At 60.9% G+C, this 23,028-nt stretch carries 23 protein-coding genes and 1 pseudogene; 7 read left to right on the plus strand and 17 right to left on the minus strand.

The features are described 5' to 3' along the window. Window positions 1–106 precede the first annotated feature (106 nt). On the plus strand, window positions 107–694 hold the full coding sequence (locus tag ACWPW0_RS13775; protein ID WP_447592364.1) for a UPF0149 family protein: 588 nt from the start codon (window positions 107–109) through the stop codon (window positions 692–694). Window positions 695–702: 8 nt separating this feature from the next. Beyond that, complete coding sequence (locus tag ACWPW0_RS13780) at window positions 703–1,104, plus strand: YbaN family protein (protein WP_447592366.1); 402 nt, start codon at window positions 703–705, stop codon at window positions 1,102–1,104. 15 nt (window positions 1,105–1,119) lie between these two features. Here the strand turns inward: ACWPW0_RS13780 and ACWPW0_RS13785 are convergent, their stop codons facing one another. The 7 genes and pseudogenes from ACWPW0_RS13785 to fadD2 form a co-directional block, all read right to left on the minus strand. Next, on the minus strand, window positions 1,120–1,719 hold the full coding sequence (locus tag ACWPW0_RS13785; RefSeq protein WP_454255604.1) for a tRNA-uridine aminocarboxypropyltransferase: 600 nt from the start codon (window positions 1,717–1,719) through the stop codon (window positions 1,120–1,122). A 76-nt stretch (window positions 1,720–1,795) separates the two neighbouring features. Further along, on the minus strand, window positions 1,796–2,815 hold the full coding sequence (locus ACWPW0_RS13790) for a methyl-accepting chemotaxis protein (RefSeq protein ID WP_454256741.1): 1,020 nt from the start codon (window positions 2,813–2,815) through the stop codon (window positions 1,796–1,798). A 267-nt stretch (window positions 2,816–3,082) separates the two neighbouring features. Then, window positions 3,083–3,361 (minus strand): annotated as a pseudogene (locus ACWPW0_RS13795) (PAS domain-containing protein); the annotation flags it as partial. Window positions 3,362–3,540: 179 nt separating this feature from the next. Continuing rightward, on the minus strand, window positions 3,541–3,648 hold the full coding sequence (locus ACWPW0_RS13800) for a PA1414 family protein (RefSeq protein ID WP_447592372.1): 108 nt from the start codon (window positions 3,646–3,648) through the stop codon (window positions 3,541–3,543). Window positions 3,649–3,742: 94 nt separating this feature from the next. Beyond that, complete coding sequence (gene aceK, locus ACWPW0_RS13805) at window positions 3,743–5,476, minus strand: bifunctional isocitrate dehydrogenase kinase/phosphatase (RefSeq protein WP_454256742.1); 1,734 nt, start codon at window positions 5,474–5,476, stop codon at window positions 3,743–3,745. A gap of 283 nt (window positions 5,477–5,759) precedes the next feature. Beyond that, entirely contained in the window at window positions 5,760–7,451 is a 1,692-nt protein-coding gene (gene fadD1, locus ACWPW0_RS13810; protein ID WP_447592375.1) for a long-chain-fatty-acid--CoA ligase FadD1, read from the minus strand. Between the two features lie 232 nt (window positions 7,452–7,683). Continuing rightward, window positions 7,684–9,372 (minus strand): long-chain-fatty-acid--CoA ligase FadD2, encoded by a 1,689-nt coding sequence (fadD2, locus tag ACWPW0_RS13815; RefSeq protein ID WP_454255605.1) that lies wholly within the window; start codon window positions 9,370–9,372, stop codon window positions 7,684–7,686. Window positions 9,373–9,669: 297 nt separating this feature from the next. Between fadD2 and ACWPW0_RS13820 the strand changes: the two genes are divergently transcribed. Further along, the gene (locus ACWPW0_RS13820; protein WP_454255606.1) at window positions 9,670–10,629 is read left to right on the plus strand and encodes an alpha/beta hydrolase; all 960 of its coding nucleotides are present in this window, start codon (window positions 9,670–9,672) and stop codon (window positions 10,627–10,629) included. Next, window positions 10,626–11,096 carry a MaoC family dehydratase gene (locus ACWPW0_RS13825; protein WP_454255607.1) on the plus strand — a complete coding sequence of 157 codons (471 nt, stop codon included), beginning with the start codon at window positions 10,626–10,628 and terminating at the stop codon, window positions 11,094–11,096. Before ACWPW0_RS13820 ends, ACWPW0_RS13825 begins: the two co-directional genes overlap by 4 nt. Window positions 11,097–11,120: 24 nt before the next feature. On the opposite strand, the gene ACWPW0_RS13830 is transcribed toward ACWPW0_RS13825, so the two are convergent. The 7 genes from ACWPW0_RS13830 to ACWPW0_RS13860 all read right to left on the minus strand — a co-directional run bounded on the left by ACWPW0_RS13830 (window position 11,121) and on the right by ACWPW0_RS13860 (window position 15,787). After that, window positions 11,121–12,017, minus strand: coding sequence for an efflux RND transporter periplasmic adaptor subunit (locus ACWPW0_RS13830; RefSeq protein WP_454255608.1), 897 nt, complete (start codon window positions 12,015–12,017; stop codon window positions 11,121–11,123). A gap of 11 nt (window positions 12,018–12,028) precedes the next feature. Then, window positions 12,029–12,235: a DUF1656 domain-containing protein gene (locus tag ACWPW0_RS13835; RefSeq protein WP_447592383.1), complete on the minus strand. Its 207-nt coding sequence runs from the start codon at window positions 12,233–12,235 to the stop codon at window positions 12,029–12,031. After that, complete coding sequence (locus ACWPW0_RS13840) at window positions 12,222–14,213, minus strand: FUSC family protein (protein ID WP_454255609.1); 1,992 nt, start codon at window positions 14,211–14,213, stop codon at window positions 12,222–12,224. The genes ACWPW0_RS13835 and ACWPW0_RS13840 overlap by 14 nt, the downstream gene beginning before the upstream one ends. 212 nt (window positions 14,214–14,425) lie before the next feature. After that, entirely contained in the window at window positions 14,426–14,542 is a 117-nt protein-coding gene (gene ccoM, locus ACWPW0_RS13845; RefSeq protein WP_447592386.1) for a cytochrome c oxidase subunit CcoM, read from the minus strand. Between the two features lie 154 nt (window positions 14,543–14,696). Next, window positions 14,697–14,855, minus strand: coding sequence for a hypothetical protein (locus tag ACWPW0_RS13850; RefSeq protein ID WP_447592387.1), 159 nt, complete (start codon window positions 14,853–14,855; stop codon window positions 14,697–14,699). Next, on the minus strand, window positions 14,842–15,447 hold the full coding sequence (locus tag ACWPW0_RS13855) for an alpha-ketoglutarate-dependent dioxygenase AlkB family protein (RefSeq protein WP_454255610.1): 606 nt from the start codon (window positions 15,445–15,447) through the stop codon (window positions 14,842–14,844). The genes ACWPW0_RS13850 and ACWPW0_RS13855 overlap by 14 nt, the downstream gene beginning before the upstream one ends. A gap of 43 nt (window positions 15,448–15,490) precedes the next feature. Then, window positions 15,491–15,787, minus strand: a complete 297-nt coding sequence (locus ACWPW0_RS13860; RefSeq protein WP_447592391.1) for an aspartate-semialdehyde dehydrogenase — start codon at window positions 15,785–15,787, stop codon at window positions 15,491–15,493. Window positions 15,788–15,963: 176 nt separating this feature from the next. Between ACWPW0_RS13860 and rapA the strand changes: the two genes are divergently transcribed. Continuing rightward, entirely contained in the window at window positions 15,964–18,822 is a 2,859-nt protein-coding gene (gene rapA, locus ACWPW0_RS13865) for an RNA polymerase-associated protein RapA (protein ID WP_454255611.1), read from the plus strand. Between the two features lie 121 nt (window positions 18,823–18,943). Here rapA and ACWPW0_RS13870 read toward each other — a convergent pair whose 3' ends face one another. After that, entirely contained in the window at window positions 18,944–19,753 is an 810-nt protein-coding gene (locus ACWPW0_RS13870) for an SDR family oxidoreductase (RefSeq protein ID WP_454255612.1), read from the minus strand. A 417-nt stretch (window positions 19,754–20,170) separates the two neighbouring features. Here ACWPW0_RS13870 and bfr point away from each other — a divergent pair, with 417 nt between their 5' ends. Then, window positions 20,171–20,641: a bacterioferritin gene (gene bfr / locus ACWPW0_RS13875; RefSeq protein ID WP_447592397.1), complete on the plus strand. Its 471-nt coding sequence runs from the start codon at window positions 20,171–20,173 to the stop codon at window positions 20,639–20,641. Between the two features lie 91 nt (window positions 20,642–20,732). On the opposite strand, the gene ACWPW0_RS13880 is transcribed toward bfr, so the two are convergent. Continuing rightward, a complete protein-coding gene (locus ACWPW0_RS13880) occupies window positions 20,733–21,527 on the minus strand; it encodes an SDR family NAD(P)-dependent oxidoreductase (protein ID WP_454255613.1) in 795 nt (264 codons plus the stop codon). Between the two features lie 113 nt (window positions 21,528–21,640). Between ACWPW0_RS13880 and ACWPW0_RS13885 the strand changes: the two genes are divergently transcribed. Next, complete coding sequence (locus ACWPW0_RS13885) at window positions 21,641–22,576, plus strand: GlxA family transcriptional regulator (protein WP_454255614.1); 936 nt, start codon at window positions 21,641–21,643, stop codon at window positions 22,574–22,576. Window positions 22,577–22,650: 74 nt separating this feature from the next. Here the strand turns inward: ACWPW0_RS13885 and grxD are convergent, their stop codons facing one another. Then, window positions 22,651–22,980, minus strand: coding sequence for a Grx4 family monothiol glutaredoxin (gene grxD / locus ACWPW0_RS13890; RefSeq protein WP_447592403.1), 330 nt, complete (start codon window positions 22,978–22,980; stop codon window positions 22,651–22,653). Window positions 22,981–23,028: the final 48 nt, after the last annotated feature.

Here is a 23,028-nt window from a genome sequence, read left to right on the forward strand (position 1 = left end):
CGTGTCGAAGATGAGCGCCTACACTGGTCAGCCAAGCCTTTGGCCGTGCTTTTGCCCACGTTGGGGGCTAGAATCCCGGCTGATTCTTTTCTCAAGGTAGCCTCCGATGTCCTTTGCCGAGCAACTGTCCCGCCTGCAAGCTTTTCTCGATGCTGATGAGCTGCACGAGGAAGCCCTGGACTACGTGGCCGCACACGGCTACCTGACCGCCCTGGCCATCTGCCCCGAGCAAGTGCCGGAGCGGGAATGGATCGACGCGCTGTTCGCCGAACCACCGCACTACCGCAGCGACGCCGAGCGCGAAGAAATCGAAGCGACCCTGGTGCAACTCAAGGCGCACATCGGCCGTCAACTGGCCAGTGACGATGATCCCGAGTTCCCCTGTGACGTCGATCTGGGTGAAGACCCGGACGAATCCGACATGCGCGGCTGGTGCATCGGTTTCATGGAAGGTGTCTTCCTGCGTGAAGCCGTCTGGTTCGAAGACGCCGAAGACGAAGTCAGTGAACTGCTGCTGCCGATCATGGTTGGCTCGGGCCTGTTCGACGAGCAAGCCGAATTCGCCGAGATCGCGCGTGACCAGGATCTGGTCGACAGCATGGTCGATCAGATTCCCGAACTGCTCACCGCGCTGTTCCTGCTCTGCCATGCGCCGGAAGAGAAGCCGGCGCTACTCAAGCCTCGCCATCACTAACTGGCGCCGTGGCGCATAGCGATATCCGCCAGAGCCGCCACCGCAGCGTGCGTTATGCACTGATTGCGGTGGGCTGGCTCAGTGTGGCCCTGGGGGTGATCGGCATTTTTCTCCCCGTCCTGCCCACCACACCCTTCCTTCTGCTAGCCGCTGCCTGCTTCGTGCGCAGCTCGCGGCGCTTCTACGAATGGCTGGTCAATCACCGCTATCTCGGTCCGTGGGTACGTGACTACCTTGAAGGCCATGGCATTCCGCTCAAGGGCAAGGTCTACGCCATTGCATTGATGTGGGTGAGCATCAGCTTTTCCTGCTACTTGGTGCCCCTTCCCTGGGCCCGCGCATTCATGCTCACCAGCGCCGTGCTGGTCACGATCTATATCCTCAGGCAGAAGACCCTGAGCAAACCTTGAGATGACGGGGGGCGATTATGTCCGCTGGTGATTGCGCTGGAAGGTTTCCGCCCCCATTGCCGCGATCTGCCCCTCGATCAGGGCGTCGAAGGGGCGCAGCAATGCATCGAAGCAAGCTGGTGCCTCCTGCAGATTCAGCGCAATGGTGATCGCTTCAATAGTCGCCAGCGCTCCCTCGCCCGGCGCCTTGCGCAAGCGATAACGCGAATGCAGGCCCGCGGGCAGGCTGACGCGGGGCAAACCTGCCAGCAAAGGATTGAGGTGGAGCAGTTTGCGTGCCTTGCGCCAGGTTCCATCGGGCACGACCAGCAGCAGCGGTCGCGAGTCTTCGCTAACGGTCAACGGTAATATTGCAGCCCCCTCCCCGGGAAACAGCAGGTGCGGGGAATACGCCTCGTCCGCCAGCCATGCCTTCAACTCGGGAAATACTTCCCCTACCTGCAACTGCGCATTCTGCAGACCCAGCGCAGCCAGGCGCGCAGTGTTCAGCGCGTGCCCAACCTCGTCAGGATGCTGAAGGATCAGCACCCGGGTGCGGCTGGATAAGCGGGGAATCAACACACACAGGCAATGACTGAGCGGGCGGCAACAACGAGGGCAACTGGGACGGGACATGGCACTCTCCTGAGCGCGGCAGTGTGCCACAAGACGCCCTCACGATATGCCAACCACCGGCTGCGCCGTCCGAAAGCTATCGATTGAAGCGCTCCGCCAGGCTGTGCAGGTAGCCGGCCATCTGTTCCAGCTCGCGACTGATCACCGCGCCCTGCTGGGCCTGCCCGGCACTGTGGTCGGAGAGCTGCGCAATCCGGGTGATCTGTCGACTGATATCTTCCGCAACATGGCTCTGCTGCTCCGAAGCCGTGGCCATCTGCTGACTCATGCCGGTAATACGCGACACGGCCTGACTGATGCCTTCCAGCGCCTCGCGCACGGCCTCGACGCTGTGCATGCTCTCGCGGGAGATTTCCTCGCCCTTGCTCGCGGTGTGCACGGCACGATCCGCCCCACTGCGCAGCGAGGCAATGATCTGATGGATCTGTTCGGTGGACTCACGTGTACGCGCCGCCAGTGCCCGCACCTCATCGGCCACCACGGCGAAACCTCGTCCCTGCTCCCCGGCGCGCGCTGCCTCAATAGCCGCATTCAACGCCAACAGGTTGGTCTGTTCGGCAATCGAGGTGATGACATCGGCAACACTGCCAATGGATTGCGTCGAGTTGGCCAGCTCGTTCACCGCCTGGCCAATCTCCTGGACCGCGCTCGCCATATGCTGCATGGCCTCCAGGCTGCCGCCGGCCAGTTGTCGGCCTTGAGTTGCCAACCGGTCGGCCTCCTCGGCGGCGTGCGAAGTGTTCTGCACGTTATGCGTCACCTCCTGAATGGTGGCCGCCATCTGATTGATCGCAGTGGCCGACTGATCCGTCTCACTCCGTTGCTGCTCCAGCAACTCAGCCTCGGAACGAGACAGCTCAGCCGCCTGCGCGGCGCGTCGGCGCACGCTTTCGCCTGCATCCTCCAGCCGGGTCAAAGCCGTCTGCAGGCGTGCCTCTTCACTGATCATCGCCATGTCGAGCAACGCTTGAGCACCGCGATTGTCGCTGTAGGTCAGGGCGACCAGGGAGCTGGTAAACGCCTTAGGGTGCTCGGCCAGGGTTTTGCGAATCAACTGCCTGCTGCTGTGCAATTGATAAGACCCCAGGGAAAACATCACCAGAAGGATGAAACCCCATAACCAGGCCTGACTGAGCAGCAGATGTCCCACCAGAATGGCCCCCCCCGCAAGGATCAACGGCCAGGAGCGGATAACGTCGTACGTCCAGTACTCGAATCGGGATATCGGCGGTTTGCCGGCTCGCAGCCGTGCATAGAGTGCATCGGCCCTGCGCTTTTGCGCTTCGCTCGGTACCGAACGTACCGACTCGTAGCCCGACATCTGGCCGTTCTCGTAGATGGGAGTGACATAGGCGCTGACCCAGTAGAAATCGCCATTCTTGGAGCGATTCTTCACCACACCCATCCAGGGTTTTCCCTGCTTGAGGGTGTCCCACATGTGGCCGAATACAGCGGGGGGCATATCCGGGTGTCGCACCATGTTGTGTGGTTGCCCGAGCAGCTCTTCGCGGGTGAATCCGCTGATCTCGGCAAACGCATCGTTGCAGTAGGTGATCTTGCTATGCAGGTCAGTGGTGGATATCAGCCGCTCATGGTCCGGGAAGGTTCTTTCACGCTGGTTAATCGGGAGATTCTGGCGCATGCGCTTCTTCCTTGAATGGGGTTGAGGAACTCCTTACTGAATCTATTCAGGCCTGAAACAGCCACGTAAAAGCACCACAGCGCGAACCCAGGCCGAGTTACACGCTAGCGGTAGTCATTGAGGAAGTGGGTCAACCGAAACAGTGAATGCCTAAGACCGGGCATTCACCGGAGCGGTCATTAGCGCGGCGGTGAGCGGCGCACGGGGACAGGTTGCAGGCGGGGCGCCTCGATCAGGCCCAGCGCAACAGCCAGCCGATAAACGAAGTCATGCAGTTTGGCTTTCATACTTTCTCCTCCAAACCGGAAGCAAACCGAGTGGCTGCCAGGCAGCTACCTTCCTAGCATAGGCCAGAACAGAATAACTGCTACTACTCAGTGTTTACTCGATGCTACTGGCGGGTTCCTTGCGCCGGTATGGGAACACATCGATGACCTTGCCCGCGCGAATCGCCTCCTGCAGCCCCTTCCAGTAATCAGCGTCGTAAAGATCGCCATGCAACTTACTGAAGAGCCGCCTCTGGCCGATATCGGCGAACAGGAAAGGCGGAAACTCCTCGGGGAACACATCCAGTGGCGCCACCGAATACCAGGGCTCGGATGCCATCTCGTCCTCGGGATAGCGTGGTGGCGGGATGCGCCGGAAGTTGGCCTCGGTCAGGAAACATATCTCGTCGTAGTCGTAGAACACCACACGGCCATGGCGGGTCACGCCGAAGTTCTTCAGCAGCATGTCGCCCGGGAAGATATTGGCCGCGGCAAGCTGCTTGATCGCCAGGCCATAGTCTTCCAGCGCCTCGCGCACTTGCGCTTCGTTGGCGCTTTCCAGGTAGATGTTCAGCGGTGTCATCCGTCGCTCGGTCCAGCAGTGGCGAATCAGCACGGTATCGTCGTTCTCGATTTCCACCGTGGAGGGCGCCACTTCCAGCAGTTCGGCCAGGCACTCCGGCTCGAACTTGCTTTTGGGGAAGCGGAAGTCGGCAAATTCCTGGGTATCGGCCATCCGCCCTACCCGGTCGACGCTCTTCACTAGCCGGTACTTCTCGATCACCGTGCCCCGGTCGACGTTCTTCGAGGGCGAGAAGCGATCCTTGATGATCTTGAACACCGTATTGAAGCCCGGCAGGGTGAACACGCTCATCACCATGCCACGTACACCCGGGGCCATGATGAACTTGTCATCGGTGGTCGCCAGGTGGTTGATCAACGAGCGGTAGAACTCGGACTTGCCGTGCTTGTAGAAGCCGATGGAGGTATACAGTTCGGCGATATGCTTGCCCGGCAGGATACGTTTGAGGAAGCCGATGAACTCCGCCGGAATTTCCACCTGCACCATGAAATAGGACCGGGTGAAGGAGAAGATGATCGACACCTCCGCCTCGTCGGTGATCAGCGTGTCGATCTGGATGCCCTTGCCCTCGCGATGCAGCAGCGGAATCACCAACGGCCACTGCTCGTCACGGGTATAGATACGCCCGACCAGGTAGGCGCCCTTGTTGCGGTACAGGGTCGACGAAAACAGCTCGATACACAGCTCAGGGTCCTTGCACACCCAGTCCGGCAGGCTGGCGCGCAACTGGGCTTCCAGGCGGTCGATATCGCGCTGCAAATTTTCGTAGGCCACACCGAAGGTGTAGTCAGTGAATATCTGCTGCAATGCACCTTGCAGATCAGCATTGGGCTGGTAACTGCGCGTCTGCGGCGCACTGGCATGGGGGCGCAGCGAAGGACGCGTGGTGTGGATGAACATCCGCCCGTCGCTGATCTGGTCATGGCTGAACAGGTTGCAGAAGATCGAGTTGAACCAGGTTTCCGCCAACTCATCGTCGAAGCGCAGGTCGATCAGCGTGATATACGCGCTTTTCACCAGGGGCCAGAGGTCGACATCCAACAGCATCTCATTGCTGAACCTGCCCTGCAGTCCACCGACTACTTCGCCGACCTTCTCTTCATAGAGATTGATGCGCGCGGCCGACGCGGCCTGAATCTCCTGCCACTGCGCCTGCTCGAAACGTGCCCGGGCACCATTGGTGATCTCACGGAAATGCGCGCGATAGTCGTCGAAGCCATCGAGTATCTGACGAGCAATGTCTGCAGCCGGTAGTTGTTGCACCATGGAAAAGCCTCTGCTGCGCATGATGAGGAACCGCGAGCTTATCCACAGCCGGGGCCGAGGGAAAGTCGCAAACGCGAGGGAATTAGTCGCATGCACCCTCGCACTAGAAAGCTGCGAACATCGCCCGACCAGCTCCGCAGGATGAGCCTCGGCAAGCGGGGACCTAGAGCGTCCCCACGACAACCCTGCACGCGCCCTGGACAACGCCCGAGCAGGTGCGACAGGGTGTGAAGGCTCAGCCATAAAAAAGCCCCGCAATGCGGGGCTTCTTCAGTCCGATGAATCAAGCCTTGGCGGCAATCTTCTTCAGTTCTTCGTCGCGCAATTCGCGACGCAGGATCTTGCCGACGTTGGTCGTTGGCAGGCTCTCGCGGAACTCTACGGCACGCGGTACCTTGTAGCCGGTCAGGCTGGCACGCATGTGCTCCATGACCTGATCCTTGTTCAGGCTTTCACCCGGACGAACCACCACGAAGACCTTGATCGCTTCACCGGATTTCTCATCCGGCACACCGATGGCGGCACACTGCAGGACGCCCGGCAATGTTGCCAGCACATCTTCCAGCTCGTTCGGGTACACGTTGAAGCCAGAGACCAGAATCATGTCCTTCTTGCGGTCGACGATGCGCATGTAGCCGTCGTCCTGGATCACGGCGATGTCGCCCGTCTTCAGCCAGCCTTCGGCATCGAGGATTTCGTCGGTGGCTTCCTGGCGCTGCCAGTAGCCCTTCATGACCTGCGGGCCTTTGACACACAGTTCACCACGCTCGCCGATCGGCAGCTCATTGCCGGCATCGTCGATGACCTTGCACAGGGTCGACGGAACCGGGATACCGATGGTGCCGATCTGGATGTTCTGGAACGAGTTGACCGATACCACCGGGCTGGTTTCGGTCATGCCGTAACCTTCGCAGATGGCGCAGCCGGTAACTTCCTTCCAGCGCTCGGCCGCAGCCAGTTGCAAGGCCATACCGCCAGACAGAGTCAGTTTCAGAGCGGAGAAGTCCAGCTTGCGGAAGTCTTCGCTGTTGCACAGGGCAACGAACAGGGTATTCAGGCCGACAAAGGCGCTGAACTTCCAGTTGCTCAGTTCCTTCACCGTGCCCGGCAGGTCGCGCGGGTTGGTGATCAGGATGTTGTGGTTGCCGGTCAGCATCATCGCCATGCAATGGAAGGTAAAGGCGTAGATGTGGTACAGCGGCAACGGGCAGATGACGATCTCGCTACCTTCATTGAGGTTCGAGCCCATCAGCGCCTTGGACTGCAGCATGTTGGCGATCAGGTTGCGGTGCGTCAGCATCGCGCCTTTGGCCACACCAGTGGTACCGCCGGTGTACTGCAGCACGGCAACGTCGTTGCGGTCAGGGCTTGCTTCTTTCAGCGCCTTGCCACGGCCTTTGGCCATGGCATCGTTGAGTTTGACGGCATTCGGTAGGTTGTAGGCCGGCACCATCTTCTTCACATGTTTGACCACGAAGTTGACGAGCGTGCGCTTGAGCAGCGGCAGCATATCGCCGACTTCGGTGACGATGACGTGCTTGATGCCGGTCTTGGGCAGCACTTCCTCAGCCAGGTGAGCCATGTTGGCCAGGCACACCAGCGCTTTGGCACCGGAGTCGTTGAACTGATGTTCCATCTCCCGCGCGGTATACAACGGGTTGGTGTTGACCACGACCAGGCCGGCACGCAGCGCGCCGAATACCACGACCGGGTATTGCAGAACGTTCGGCAATTGCACGGCGATACGATCACCGGGCTGCAGGTTGGTCTGGGTTTGCAGGTAAGCAGCGAAGATGCCGGACAGTTCGTACAGCTCACCGTAGGTGAGTGTCTTGCCCATGTTGCTGAAAGCAGGCTTGTCGGCAAAGCGTTGGCAGGACTGTTTCAGTACCGCCTGAATATTCGGGTACTGGTCGGCATCGATTTCGGCAGCGATTCCGACAGGGTACTTGTCCTTCCAGAAATTTTCGGTCATGGAAGCCTACTCCCTGAGTTCAGCATATGTGCACCGCGCGAAGCGGCTATTTGTTGTGATTGTGCGCCTTTCCGTGGGACGGATTGGCAAAAAAACGTGGCCGAGAGTAGCAGCTTTGCCAAAGAGCGACCAGCACCAAACATGGCCTTATCAGTCACAAAAATGACCGAACATTGCCGTGCGGTCATTTATTGATACCTCGAACACTACTGACCGGAGTTGGCCAAGTGCATCAGGCGATATCGCGCAGTTCCCGACGCAGGATCTTGCCGACCGGTGTCATCGGCAGCGACTCCCGCAGCACAATGTGCTTGGGTACCTTGTAGCCCGTGAAGTTTTCGCGGCAGTAAGCTTTCAGTTCATCCACGCTGACGCCACCCTCGCGGGGCACGACGAACAGTTTGACCGCCTCGCCTGATTTTTCGTCGGGTACACCGATGGCCGCACAGCTGACTACCTGCGGATGCGCCATGACCACGTCCTCGATCTCGTTCGGGTACACGTTGAAGCCCGAAACGATGATCATGTCTTTCTTGCGGTCGACGATACGCACGAAGCCATCCGGGTCGATCACCGCGATATCGCCGGTCTTGAACCAGCCTTCGGCATCGAGCACCTCGGCAGTCGCTTCCTCACGCTGCCAGTAGCCCTTCATCACCTGCGGACCCTTGATGCACAGCTCGCCGCGAGCCCCGACACCCAGGTCGTTGCCGTCATCGTCGATGACTTTCAGCGAGGTGCCCGGTACCGGAATACCAACCGAGCCCAGGCGGGCCAGCTTGCCATACGGGTTGGTGGTAGCCACCGGCGAAGTCTCGGTGAGGCCGTAACCCTCGACGACGGTGCAGCCGGTGACCTGCTGCCAGCGCTCAGCCGTGGCCTTGACCAGCGCTGTGCCGCCGGAGTTGGTCAGCTTGAGGTTGGAGAAATCGAGGTTCTTGAACTCGGGGTGATCCATCAGCGCAACGAACAGGGTATTGAGGCCCAGCAGCGCATTGAATCGCCACTTGCCCAGCTCCTTGATGAAGCCGGCGATGTCACGCGGGTTGGTGATCAGGACGTTGTGGTTGCCGCTGACCATCATGCACATGCAGTTCGCGGTGAAGGCATAGATATGATAGAGCGGCAGCGGCGCGATCATGATTTCCTGGCCTTCCTTGAGCAGTGGCTGGCCATCGTCGCCGTGCTGGGATAGGCAGGCATGCACCTGCTGCATGTTCGCCACCAAGTTGCCATGGGTCAGCATCGCGCCCTTGGCAACACCGGTGGTACCGCCGGTGTATTGCAACACGGCGATGTCATCGAGGCCGACCTTGACCGGTTTGAGCCCGTGCCCCTGGCCCTGACGCAGCACATCCTTGAAGGAGATCGCCTGGGGCAGATGGAAATCCGGCACCAGTTTCTTGACCTTTTTCACCACGGTATTGACCAGCCAGCCCTTGAGGCTCGGCAGCATGTCGCCCATGCGGGCTTCGATCAGGTATTCGATCTCGCTGTCCGGCAGCACGTCCTGCACCGACTTGCCGAAGGTATTCAGGTAGACCAGCGCCCGAACACCAGCATCCTTGAACTGGTGACGCATCTCGCGCACGGTGTACAACGGGTTGGTGTTGACCACGACCAGCCCGGCACGCATGGCGCCGAATACCGCGATCGGGTATTGCAGGATGTTGGGCATCTGCACCGCGACGCGATCGCCTGGCTTGAGGTCGGTGTTTTTCTGCAGCCAGGCTGCGAATGCCGCGGAGTAGCGCTCCAGCTCGGCATAGGTCAGCGTCACCCCGAGGTTGCTGAAGGCCGGACGGTCGGCGAATTTCTTGCAGGAGCGTTCGAATACCTCGATCACCGAGCGATACGCGGTGAAATCGAGGGTGCTGGTCACCCCAGCCGGACGTTTGTCATCCCAGAAGTCAGGTTGCATTGTTGTTATTCCCCTTGACCTGAATTGTGCCGGGCATCAGCCCAGGCTTTATTGAATGTCAGCCCAGTCGCGCCAATGCGCGATCATGAACAGGCCCATCAATAGACCAGTGCCACCAGCGGTGGTAACAGCTTCCCCGGAACTTAGCAGCTCTGCAGGGCGAGGCAAATAGCCGGGACAGGTTCATTGATGATGTGAATCTTGCCTCTACCCTGCCCCTTGCACGGCATGGACTAGGCGACCCAGGGCGCCCTGTGCACAATGCACGAACTTTTCACTGCAGGGATGTAACCTTTCATGCGCCATGAGGCCTTCTGGCTCGATGCCAGCGACACCACGTCGCTGTACGTCAATCGCTGGTTCAGCGAAGCCCCACCCAAGGCAGTGGTCATGCTTGCACACGGCATGGCCGAGCACAGTGGGCGCTATGCGCGCTTTGCCGAAGCCCTGGTCGCCGACGGATTCGAGGTGTACGGGCACGACCAGCGCGGCCACGGCCGTACCGCCGAGCACGGCACGTTCGGCCACTATGCCGATGCCGATGGCTGGAACAAGGTGGTCGGCGACCTGAACAGCCTCAACCATTACATCCGCCAGCAGCATCACCAGGTGCCAATCCTGCTGTTCGCCCACAGCATGGGCAGCTACATCGCCCTAGCCTACCTGATGCATCACAGCTGCAGCCTGCAGGGGGCAATTCTCTCCGGTTCCAATTACCAATCCATCAGCCTGTACAACGTGGCCAAGCAGTTGGTACGCATCGAACGCTGGCGTCGCGGGCCGAAAGGCACGAGCAAACTGCTCGATTTCCTCTCCTTCGGCTCGTTCAACAATGCGCTCAAGCCCACGCGCACCGAGTTCGACTGGCTCAGCCGCGACCCGGACGAAGTCGACGCGTACATCAACGATCCACTGTGCGGTTTCAGTTGCACCACCCAGCTCTGGCTCGACCTGATGGGTGGCTTTCAGCAGATCACACCGGTCAAGCATCTCGCGCAGATCGACAGCGAATTGCCCCTGCTGATCACCGGCGGTGCATGTGACCCGGTCAGCCAGGGCAAGCGTCTTGCTGACCTGGCCAATGCCCTGCGCAGTGCGGGCATGCGTCACGTCGACCTGAACATCTATCCCGATGCCCGTCACGAGTTGCTCAACGAGACCAACCGTGATGACGTCACCACACACCTGCGCGACTGGTTGAATGCGGCGCTGACCCGCAACCGCGCGCACCCCACAGCGGCCAAGGAGACCCCATGACCCAGGTTACCAACATCCCTTACGACGCCCTTGAAGTCGGCCAGCAGGCCAGCCTCGAGAAACGCGTTGAAGAGCGTGACATCCAGCTGTTCGCCGCCACCTCTGGCGACAACAACCCCGTGCACCTGGATGCCGACTTCGCCGCCACCACCCTGTTCAAGGAACGTATCGCCCACGGCATGTTCAGTGGCGCGCTGATCAGCGCTGCCATCGCCTGCCGCCTGCCTGGCCCGGGCAGCATCTACCTGGGGCAGAGCCTGAAATTCACCCGTCCGGTCAAGCTGGGTGACACCCTTACGGTGAAGCTGGAGGTGCTGGAGAAGCTACCCAAGGGCCGCATCCGCCTGGCGACCCGCGTGTTCAACCAGAACGACGAGCAAGTGGTCGATGGCGAGGCTGAAGTCCTGGCCCCGCGCAGCGAGCAAACCCTGAGCATGCCAGCACTGCCGAACGTCACCATCGGCTGAATCCCGCCGTGGCAAGGGCCGGCCTCATGGCGGGTCCTTGCGCGCCTTCCCCTCTGCCTCTTCATGCAGCGGGTCGACCCGCACACTGGCGGTCATCCCTGCACTCAAACGCACGTCCTGCGGCAAACTATCAAACACCACACGCACCGGAATACGCTGGGCCAAGCGCACCCAGTTGAAGGTCGGCTCGACGTTGGCCAGCAGTTGCCCATCCGGGCTGGCATTGCGATCGGTGATGCCACGACTGATGCTCGCCACCCGCCCCTCCAGCGGTTCTCCGCTGCTCATCAGCCAGATACGCACGGGCGCCCCGAGTGGAATCCGGGGCAGTTTGGTTTCCTCGAAATAGGCCTGCACATAAAAAGATTGATCGTCCACCAGCGCCATGACGGGCTGTCCGGTCTGAACGTAGTTGCCTTCGGCCAGGCGCAGGTTGGTGATCTGTCCGCCACGCGGCGCCCGTACCTCGCTGCGCGCCAGATTGAGTTCGGCAACCTTCACCTCGGCCAGCGCCTCACGGTATTCACCACGGGCAATATCGGCGCTGATCTTGGCGTTCTCAAGCAACTCGGCACTGATAGCCTGCGCGCCCAAACGCGAACGCCGTGAGGCCTCCTGCTCACGCATGCGCAATTGTTGTTTCCGGGTCTGGGCTTGCGCGCTGGCCTTGTCCAGGGCGGCCTGATAGCGCTCGCGGTCGATACTCATCAGCAGATCCCCCGCCTTCACCTGCTGGTTGTCCTGTACGGCCAGTTCGACCACCCAGCCGGATACATCAGGGGCGATGGTCACCACATCAGCACGCACACGGGCGTCGCGCGTCCAGGGCGCCAGCATGTAGTGCTGCCACAGCCAATAGCCTGCGAATATCGCGACCAGCACCAGGCCCAGGGTTATCGCCACTCGCAGCGTCGCACGCATATTCCTCTCCCTCACCAGGCCGACAACAGCGCCACCAGCGCCGCCAACACACAGACATACAGCGCGCAGTCGAACAGCGCCTCGTGCCAGATCCAGCGTGTCACGCCAGCTCGTTGCAGCCCCAGGCGCAATACGCCCGTCACCAGCAATGCCAGCACCGCGTACGCCAGCATGGGGCTGAGCAGCACCCCACCCACCGCCCACTCACGTAGTCCCATGCACACTCGCTCCTTGCTGGTCGCACCACGCACGCCAGCTATTGCGCAATTGCCACAGCGCCGCCTGGGCCAGACGCAGCTCGACGGTTGCCGGTTGAGCACGCAGCGCCTGCATCAATGCATCGGCATCCTGCTCCAGATCCTCTGCATGCGCCTGGCCAGGCCCTGCCTGCAGCGAGCGTTGCAGCCCCTGCCAAAAGCGCTCTTCGGCCACGGTGGACGATACCTGGGCCACCGCCAGGCAGGCGCGCAGGTGCAACAATTCATCCCCCAGATCAAGACTCACCACACCCTCATCCCAGCGGCTACGCGTGGCGCTGGGGAGCGCCGGATAATGGCGAGCCAACTGCAGCAGGCGATCGGCCATGCGCCCGCCGAACCAGTTCTCCGCGCCGCGCAACGAACGTGTGGTCAAGCGCACCAGATCGTCCAGGGTCGCGCGCAGCAAACGGCGCCCATGCCAGGTGCTGTTGCGCAGTACAACCAAACGGAACGCCAGCACGGCGCACCCCACACCCAGCACCATGGCCAGGGCGGAATTGAGGAAGAACGCCACGTTGTAGACCATGTCGTTCTGCGGCGCGCAGAGCACGATGAAATGCAGGCAGAACGAGGTTGCCGTACCCGCCATGGCGGGTCGGGTCATGCCCAGTGTCGCGAAAAACAGCGGTACGCCCAGGGCCAGACAGAGCATCGGGAACCCGGATAGCTGCGGCAGCAGCAGCTGTCCGACCACGAATGCCACCGGCACGGCATAAGCGATACCTCGCAGGAAGCTGAAGCCGATCTGCTGGGCATTTTCGCGGCTGGCGAACAAGCTGCACACCACACTGGCCAGTAGCAAGGCACCGCTGGCCGCTGGCCAGGCAGTCGCCAGCCAGAACGCAGACAGGGCCAGGAAGGTGAGTGCACTGCGCGTGCCGTACAACGCAGCCGTCTGCAGATCACGGTGCCAGGATAGCGCTGGCGGCGCATCGACCGGTGCAATCCCCTGCTCCACCGCCAGCAGCGCCTCACGCGCCAGCAGGAACTGGCGCAGCAGCACGGCCAGGCGGGCCAGGCAGAACTGCCGTGCCGGGGAATGTTGCCCATCCTGTGATTCGAGTTGCAAACGCTCTCTCAACGCCTGCACGCCATCGACCGATGCACCGCGCAACGCCGCCTGCACCTCGCTCAGCCAGGGCGCCACACCCAATGCCTCCACCGGCGACAGTTGGCGCCATTGCCGCGACACACCCCGCGCCAGGCGCAGCAAACTGAGCAGATCACGTGTCAGCACACGCAGGGCACGACCACGCTGACGCCCGCGCCCACCTTCGAACCAGGCATGTTCACGCTGAGCATCCACAGCCACGATGCACCCGAGCACTTCAAGCAACCCTTGTCGCCCTTGAGGTAAGTTGCCCAGAGCCGCCGTCACCGACTGCATGCCGGCCTGCCAGGTATCACGCGCCTGCTGCACCAGTTGGCGCTCGACCCGTTGCGGCCAGAGCAAGGCACTGACCACCGTGGCACAGACGATACCCAGGCTGATTTCCGTACAGCGCGCCACAGCCTGCTCGAATACCGTCAAGGGCTGGCTGAGCGCCGGCAGGCAAATGATCGCTACGGTATAACCCGCCAGCACGAAGGAGTAAGACCAGGCACTGCGCAGCAGGGTCGAAGCGGCGGTGCACATCCCGAGCCACAGGGCCATGACCAGCAGGAACAGCCAGGGCGCCTGGGCGAAAATGCCCATGAACACCACCGACATGATCGTGCCCACCAGCGTACCGAGCAGCCGTGCCAGCCCCTTCTGCACCACCATGCCGGAGAGCGGCTGAGCAACGATGAATGCCGTCATCAGCGCCCACTGCGGCTGCTCCAGGCCAAAACGAAAGGCACACCACAAGGCCAACCCGCCGCCCAACAGGGTTTTGACTGCGAACTGAAGTGCCTGTGTGGAGGGCGCAAGAAAGGCCAGCAGGGTTTGCCGCACGTGTTTAACCCGAGGAGTCCGAGGGTAGCGATGAGTATAGGCAGCGCTATAGCCAAATCTAATAAATGGCCAGCGATCCATGCCTATCGAGCAAACCTTCGACACGCGAGTTCAAACAGAATTTACAACCTGCCCTGTACCTTGTTCACGCGCAAAAAAATGGGCGACCGAAGTCGCCCTAAATGCCTTGCGTGCTCTGTAACGGGAAGGAATCAGCCTTCTTTGCGCTTGTGCGCGTCCTTCCAGATGAAATATCCGAAGCCAGCGAAGAAGGCGAACATCAAACCGACTGTGCCGATCCCGGCTAGAACCACTGTATCGACGAACATGGCCGCCTCCTGTGCGAAGCCCGTATTGGATGGCTTCACGATAGGGGCAAGCGCAGGAGAGGAAATTGACCGAGGTCAATAATGCAGACGGGCTACTGCAGGAGATGGTGCGCCATTGATCTGGATCAAGCGCGAAAGGGAACAGAAAACGACTTCAGCCTTTCTTCGGTTTCTTGGCTTTCTTCTTGCCCTTGGGCAAAGGCAGGGCCTGCTCGAAAGCCTGACGCATTTCATCGAGTTTCTTGTCGTGCAGGTCATGAATGCGCTTGCCGCGCTCGGCATTGAAGTCGATCAGTTTTTCATCGTTGCTCATGGCTGTGCCCGATCAGACGGAAAGTAAGGTTGATACGCGACGCCACCGGCTTGCGGGTTTTCGCCACCTGATGCTGCCAATAATGCTGGGTTGTGCCGCGCATGACCAGCAATGCGCCATGGCCAAGCTCAAGCGAATGCTCGATCCGACTGCTGCCCTTGCGCCGCAGATCGAAGCGGCGCGTACCGCCCAGATTGAGTGAAGCGATCAGTGGGTTGCGCCCCAGCACAGGCTCTTCATCACTGTGCCAACCCATGGAGTCATTGCCATCACGGTAATAGTTGAGCAATGCCCCGTTCAGCGGTTGGTCAACCATAGCTTCAATACGCTGGCGAATGTGCTGCAGCAGAGGTGTCCAGGGTTGTGGCCTGTGCATCAGGCCTGAGTAGCCGTAGGCCGCCTCGCCATACCAGGCCAGCAGGCGCGGTACCGGATACTCGCGCCCGTGCAGCACGACATTCGGCTGCTCCCAGGGCGTCTGAGCCTGCAAACACCGAAACCATTCGTCGGCGCATGACGCATCGAGCCACTGCGGCATGAAATCCAGCTCGGCATTGGGCAACTGCAGGGGGCTATCGGCGAACAGGTCCACGACGAATCAATCTAGTGCGGGTAATGGCGGGATTGTCGCGCGATCAGACTTCCACATCCACCCAAAGGCCCTGGCGTGGCAACTCGTCGAGCAGCTTTTCATCGTCTGCAGCCACTTCGCCTTCGGCCATTTCCTCGGCGGTGTAGCCCCGGCGCTGTCGGCGGCGCTGCTCCTCGCGCTGGCGCTCCACCACTTCCTGTGGGTGGCGCTTGTCCAGCTCGACTGCGCTTTCACTGCTGCTCTCACTGGTAGGCGTAACCGGTGGAATATCCGGGCGCGGCTTGACCACGTCCTGTTGGGCGGTCACCGGAGCCAGCGCGTGGGGAATGGGCGGCAGCATGAAAATCTCTCCCTAGATAAAACGGCTGTCGGCCAGGCGGCCGCCAACTTGAGCCAGTGCTCGCTACACTTTCGACTCAAAACCGGCTGTTTGATTCAGCCAATGCGCCCTGCGCCATCGCCCTGCGCGCGGCGTTCCGTTACCATACGCGGCTTTTTTCGCACCTGGGGCAATTCATGGCAAGTAGTGGCACTGTGCAGCAGTATCAACCGGGACAACGCTGGATCAGCGACAGCGAGGCGGAACTCGGCCTTGGCACCATCCTCACCTCGGATGGGCGCCTGTTGACCGTGCTTTATCCGGCCACCGGGGAAACTCGCCAATACGCCCTGCGCAACGCGCCGCTGACCCGGGTACGCTTCGCGCCGGGCGACGAGATCACCCATTTCGAAGGCTGGAAGATGACCGTGCAGGAAGTCGAAGATGTCGACGGCCTGCTGGTCTATCACGGCTTTGATGCACAGCACGCGCCGTTCACCTTGCCGGAAACCCAGCTGTCCAACTTCATCCAGTTCCGCCTGGCCAGCGATCGCCTGTTCGCCGGGCAGATCGACCCGCTGAACTGGTTCGCCCTGCGCTATCACACCCTCGATCATCAGAGCCGCCTGCTGCAGTCCACGCTCTGGGGCCTGGGCGGCGCGCGTGCGCAACCGATTGCCCACCAGTTGCATATCGCCCGTGAAGTGGCGGACCGCGTCGCCCCGCGCGTACTGCTGGCAGACGAAGTCGGCCTGGGCAAGACCATCGAAGCCGGCCTGGTGATCCATCGCCAACTGCTCTCCGGGCGTGCCAGCCGCGTGCTGATCCTCGTGCCGGAGAACCTGCAGCACCAGTGGCTGGTAGAAATGCGCCGCCGCTTCAACCTGGAAGTGGCCCTGTTCGACCGCGAACGCTTCGCCGAGAGCGATGCCAGCAACCCGTTCGAAGACACGCAATTGGCGCTGGTGTCCCTGGAGTGGCTGAAGAACAGCGAGAAAGCCCAGGACGCGGCCTTCGCAGCCGGCTGGGACCTGCTGGTGGTCGACGAAGCCCACCACCTGGTCTGGCACCCGGAACAGGCCAGCGCCGAATACCGCCTGGTCGAACAACTGGCCGAAGTCATCCCGGGTGTGCTGTTGCTCACCGCGACCCCGGAGCAGCTCGGCCTGGACAGCCACTTCGCCCGCCTGCGCCTGCTCGACCCGAACCGTTTCCATGACCTGGAGGCCTTCCGCGCGGAAAGTGCCAACTACAAGCCAATCGCCGAAGCGGTACAGGAACTGCTCGACGAAGGCCGCCTCTCCGAGAAAGCCCACGCCACCATCTCCGGCTTCCTCGGCGCCGAAGGCGAAGCGCTGCTGGCCGCCGTGACCGACGGCGACACCGAAGCCGCCGCGCGCTTGATCCGCGAACTGCTCGACCGCCACGGCACCGGCCGCCTCCTGTTCCGTAACACCCGCGCCGCGGTGCAGGGTTTTCCGGAACGCCAACTGCACCCCTACCCGCTGGCCAACCCGAGCGAGTATATGGAGCTGCCGATTGGCGAGCATGCTGACCTCTACCCCGAAGTCAGCTACCAATCGCAGCAGGACGGCGAAGAAGAACGCTGGTGGCGCTTCGACCCGCGCGTCGAATGGCTGATCGACACCCTGAAGATGCTCAAGCGGGTCAAGGTGCTGGTCATCTGTGCCCACGCGGAAACCGCCATGGACCTGGAAGACGCCCTGCGCGTGCGCTCCGGCATCCCCGCCACGGTGTTCCACGAAGGCATGAACATCCTCGAGCGCGACCGCGCCGCCGCCTACTTCGCCGACGAAGAATTCGGTGCCCAGGTGCTGATCTGTTCGGAAATCGGCTCTGAAGGCCGTAACTTCCAGTTCAGCCATCACCTGGTGCTGTTCGACCTGCCAGCCCACCCGGACCTGCTCGAGCAGCGTATTGGCCGCCTCGACCGGATCGGCCAGAAGCACGTTATCCAACTGCACGTGCCGTACCTGGAAAACAGCCCGCAGGAACGTCTGTTCCAGTGGTACCACCAGGGCCTCAATGCATTCCTCGCCACCTGCCCGACCGGCAACGCCCTGCAGCACCAGTTCGGTCCGCGCCTGCTGCCACTGCTGGAAAGTGGCGACGATGGTGAATGGCAGACGCTGCTCGACGAAGCCATCGCCGAGCGCACCCGCCTGGAAAGCGAGCTGCACAGCGGCCGTGATCGCCTGCTGGAACTCAACTCCGGCGGCGCGGGCGAAGGTAAGCAACTGGTCGAGGACATCCACGAGCAAGACGACCAATACGCCCTGCCGATCTTCATGGAAGAGCTGTTCGACGCCTTTGGCATCGACAGCGAAGACCACTCGGAAAACGCCCTGGTGCTACGCCCCAGCGAGAAGATGCTGGATGCCAGCTTCCCACTTGGCGACGACGAAGGCGTGACCATCACCTACGACCGCAACCAGGCACTGGTACGCGAGGACATGCAGTTCCTCACCTGGGAACACCCCATGGTGCAGGGCGGCATGGACCTGGTGCTGTCCGGTTCCATGGGCAACACCGCCGTCGCCCTGATCAAGAACAAGGCGCTCAAGCCAGGCACCGTCCTGCTCGAACTGCTGTATGTCAGTGAAGTGGTGGCGCCACGTGCCCTGCAACTGGCCCGCTACCTGCCGCCAGTGGCCCTGCGCTGCCTGCTCGACGGCAACGGCAATGACCTGGCCGCACGGGTCGCCTTCGAAACGCTCAACGACCAGTTGGAAAGCGTGCCACGTGCCAGCGCCAACAAGTTCGTTCAAGCCCAGCGCGACGTACTGAGCAAGCAGATCAATGCCGCCGAGGCCAAGATCATGCCGCGCCATGCAGAGCGTGTAGCCGAGGCGCGCCAGCGTTTCGATGCCGGCCTGGATGAGGAAATCGCCCGCCTGACAGCCCTGCAGGCCGTCAACCCGAGCGTGCGCAGCAGTGAGATCGACGCCCTGCGCAAGCAGCGTGAAAGCGGGCTCGGCTTCTTCGACAAGGCGGCCCTGCGCCTGGAAGCCATCCGCGTGCTGGTCGCCGGGTAACGCTTCAGCTACCAATGAAAAGGGCGGCCTGAGGCCGCCCTTTTCATTTCCGGCCTACCTACAAGGTGTGCCGCTCCTGTTTCGCAAGCCGGAGTGCACAGCGCACCCAGCCTACTCAGGATCAGGATGCCGAAAGCTTGCTGCGCATACGCCCAGCCATCTGCGCCATCTGGTCGTAGATGGCCTCGGGGTTCTGCTGCTTGATTTTCCAGGCCATACGCCCTTCTTCGTGCGGCAGGATCATGAACGCGCCCTTGTCCACTTCCTGATAGATGTAATCGGCAATGTCCACCGCGGTGATCGGGCTGCCTTCGAGCAACTTGCCGACCTGCTGTTTCATCGCCGGGGTCGGGCCACGGAAAGAGTCCAGCAGGTTGGTCTGGAAGAACGACGGACAGACCACGTGCACATCAACCTTCTCGCTCTTCAGCTCCGCCAGCAGGCTCTCCGACAGCGCGACGACGCCAGCCTTGGCAACGTTGTAGTTACTCATCGCCGGGCCCTGCATCAACGCGGCCATCGAGGCGATGTTGATGATCTTGCCCTGGCTTTTCACCAGCAGCGGCAGGAAGGCCTTGCAGCCCTTGATCACGCCCATCAGGTTGATCGACAGCTGCCAGTCCCAGTCCTCGAGGCTCAGGTCGTCGAAAAATCCGCCAGCGGCAACGCCCGCATTGTTGACCAGTACATCCAGGCCGCCCAGGCGCTCCTCACAGGCCTGCGCCACGGCGGTCAGCTGGCTGTAGTCACGTACGTCACAACGCATGGTGAAACCATCACCACCGGCAGTGCGAACCAGTTTCAGGGTTTCGGCCAGACCTTGCTCGTTCACATCAGCAAGGGCCAGCTGCCAACCTTCACGCGCCCAGCGCAGGGCTATTTCACGTCCCAGGCCGGAACCGGCTCCGGTAATCATCATGCGCTTTTGCATATCACTTGCCTTGTTATGGTGAGGTGCGCCGAGTGTAGCCAAGGACATCGCCGCTGAACCTCAGCATCAGGGCGCTGAATGACGAGCAAGAAAGACGCCGTCAGGCGCAAGCGAAAATTACTGACAGCCGATAATCGATTGCCATGAGAGAGAAGTGGAGTTTGTCAGTGCAATAAATGGCGCTCGCCATGATTAATCAGTACAAAAAATCCCCGGGAACTCTTCTCACTTAACCCGGCAACTTTCCGCGCCTCACTATTTATGTATTTCAATTCAATGATTTAGCGCCAAGACGCGGAAGCTAAACATTCTTATTAATATTAATTTTAATATATTTTTCAATAGCTTACATTTGACGAACATGTCATCTACGAGCAAACTTGTGGCTTATCAACACCGGCTTTGACGAGGCGCATCATGAAAGGCGACAAAGTAGTCATCCAACACCTGAACAAGATCCTCGGCAATGAGCTGGTAGCGATCAACCAATACTTCCTGCATGCCCGCATGTACGAAGACTGGGGCCTGAAGAAACTCGGCGAGCACGAGTACAAAGAATCGATCGACGAGATGAAGCACGCCGACAAACTGGTCAAGCGCATCCTCTTCCTCGAAGGCATCCCGAACCTGCAAGACCTCGGCAAGCTGATGATCGGTGAAAACACCAAGGAGATGCTGGCCAGCGACCTGCGCCTAGAGCACCTCGCCATTGCCGACCTGCGCACCGCCATCGCCTACTGCGAAAGCGTGGGTGACTACGCCAGCCGCGAGCTGCTGGAAGACATCCTCGAATCCGAGGAAGAGCACATCGACTGGCTGGAAACCCAACTGGGCCTGATCGACAAGATCACCCTGGAAAACTACCTGCAGTCGCAGATGGACGAGTGATCGACAGACTCGTCCTGGCCAACTGAGCGGGTCACAGAAGCGAGCAGCGCACGTGAGTGCCCTGCTCGTTTTTCGTTGTGGAGCCTATCGGTCAACTTGCCAGGTAACGCGCTGCGGCCGCGCTGTGCGAGAGGTTCGGCATCAGGTGTTGCCGCGCAGCTTCATAACGAGCCAGGTCCTCAGCATCCGGCAACGCCGGGATAGTCACCGCCTCGCCCAGATCCAGGCCTGCAAGCGCAGCATCGACCATATCACCCGCTGGCATGATGATCTGGCTGGGCAAATGCTCCAGCGGTAATCCAGCGATATCCCAGAAGTCCGTAGCGGTAGCGCCAGGCAGTACTGCCTGCACCCGGACGTGCTTGTCCTTGAGTTCGTGCTGCAGCGATTGGCTGAAAGCCAGGACGAACGCCTTGGAGCCGCCATACACGCCATTGAGCAACTCGGGAGCAATCGCCACGATGGAGGCGATATTGATGATGGTACCCCCGCCTCTGCTGACAAGACCTGGCACAGCGGCGTAAGTCAGGCGCATCAGCGTATTCACATTGAGCGCGACCATCTCTTCCATCTGCTCGACATCGGCCTTCAGCAACGGCGCCGTCGCCCCCACACCGGCGTTGTTGACCAGCAACGTAATCGTGGCATCGCTACGCAGTCGCTCCTCGACCCGGTGGACATCGGCCTTGTCCGCAAGGTCGGCAACCAGTACCTCGACGCGCCGACCGCCCTCATCGCCCAGACGCCTGGCCAGGGTCTCCAGTCGCCCGCGGTTGCGCGCGACCACAATCAGATCGTAGCCACGTTTCGCCAGGCGTTCGGCATACAAGGCACCGATCCCAGACGACGCCCCCGTCACCAGCGCCGTTCCCATTGTTGAAGTCATGCTGTTCTCCTGCACGGCATCTGCCGCCTTTATTGACACAGCATCATCCTAAACACTTGCGATCACGTCTTGAATGTCATACAAACCACTTTTCAGGACACCTGTATCCCAACATGCACCGTATCGGCTTCGTGGCATTTCCAGGCTTCCACATGATGGGATTCGCCACACTCAGCGCATTCGAAATGACTCAGGTAGCAGGCGCCCCCGCCTATTCCCTCACCCTGCTCTCGGAACAGGGCGGCCTTGTACCCACCTCCGCAGGCTTCAGCGTGCACACCGAGCCCTTTGCGGATCAGCATTTCGATACCATGATCATTGGCGCCACCCTGGAACCTGGACCAGTCAGCCCTGTACTGGCCAGCTTCATTCGCACGACCATGACGACCGCCAGGCGCGTTGCAGCGCCGTGTACCGGCGCCTTTGTCCTGGCCGAAGCGGGAGTTCTCGATGGCCGTCAGGCAACCACTCACTGGCTCTTCGCCAATGAGTTGCAGAGCCGCTATCCATTGATTCGTGTCGAGCAGGATCGCATCTATATCGTCGATGGCCCGGTATGGACCTCCGCCGGCATGACTGCCGGTATCGACATGGCCCTGGCCATGGTCGAAAACGACCACGGCGCCGAAGTGGCCCGCACCACGGCACGCAAACTCGTGGTCTACCATCGGCGCACGGGTGGCCAGTCGCAGTTTTCCGCGCTGCTGGAGCTCGAACCGAAATCGGACCGTATCCAGCGCGCGCTCGACCATGCCCGGCGCAATCTGCGCACACTACTGAGCGTTGAAGAACTGGCCCAGGCTGCGCACCTGAGCCCCCGTCAGTTCAGCCGTGCATTCCGTGCCGAGACAGGTCAATCACCCGCCAAAGCCGTGGAACATCTGCGCGTGGAAGCGGCGCGGTTGCTAATGGAAGAAGGCCGCCACTCGATGGATGTAATCGCCGAAGAAACCGGCTTCGCCGATCGTGAACGGATGCGCCGCGCTTTTCTGCGTTGCCTCGGCCAACCACCACAGGCCATACGCCGCAACGCCCGCCTCACCAGCTGAGAATGGCGCGACCCTGAAAACAAAAAGCCCCGCAATGGCGGGGCTTTCAATGACGCTACAACGCGCGGTAATGCTTACTCGGCGCTGGCTTTCTGCGCCGCTTCCTTGATCAGGGTCTGCAGCTCACCCTTCTCGAACATCTCGGTCATGATGTCGCTACCACCGACCAGCTCACCACCGACCCACAGCTGCGGGAAGGTCGGCCAGTTGGCGTACTTGGGCAGGTTGGCGCGGATTTCCGGATTTTGCAGGATGTCCACGTAGGCGAACTTCTCGCCACAGGCCATCACCACCTGCGCGGCGCGCGACGAGAAACCGCACTGCGGCGCGTTCGGCGAGCCTTTCATGTACAGCAGGATGGTGTTGTTGGCGATCTGCTCTTTGATGGTATCGATAATATCCACGACTCACCTCGTCTAAACGTCCCCGGACCCGTGCCGGGCGCAATGGCG

The sequence above is a fragment of the Pseudomonas sp. Marseille-Q8238 genome, from assembly GCF_965111915.1.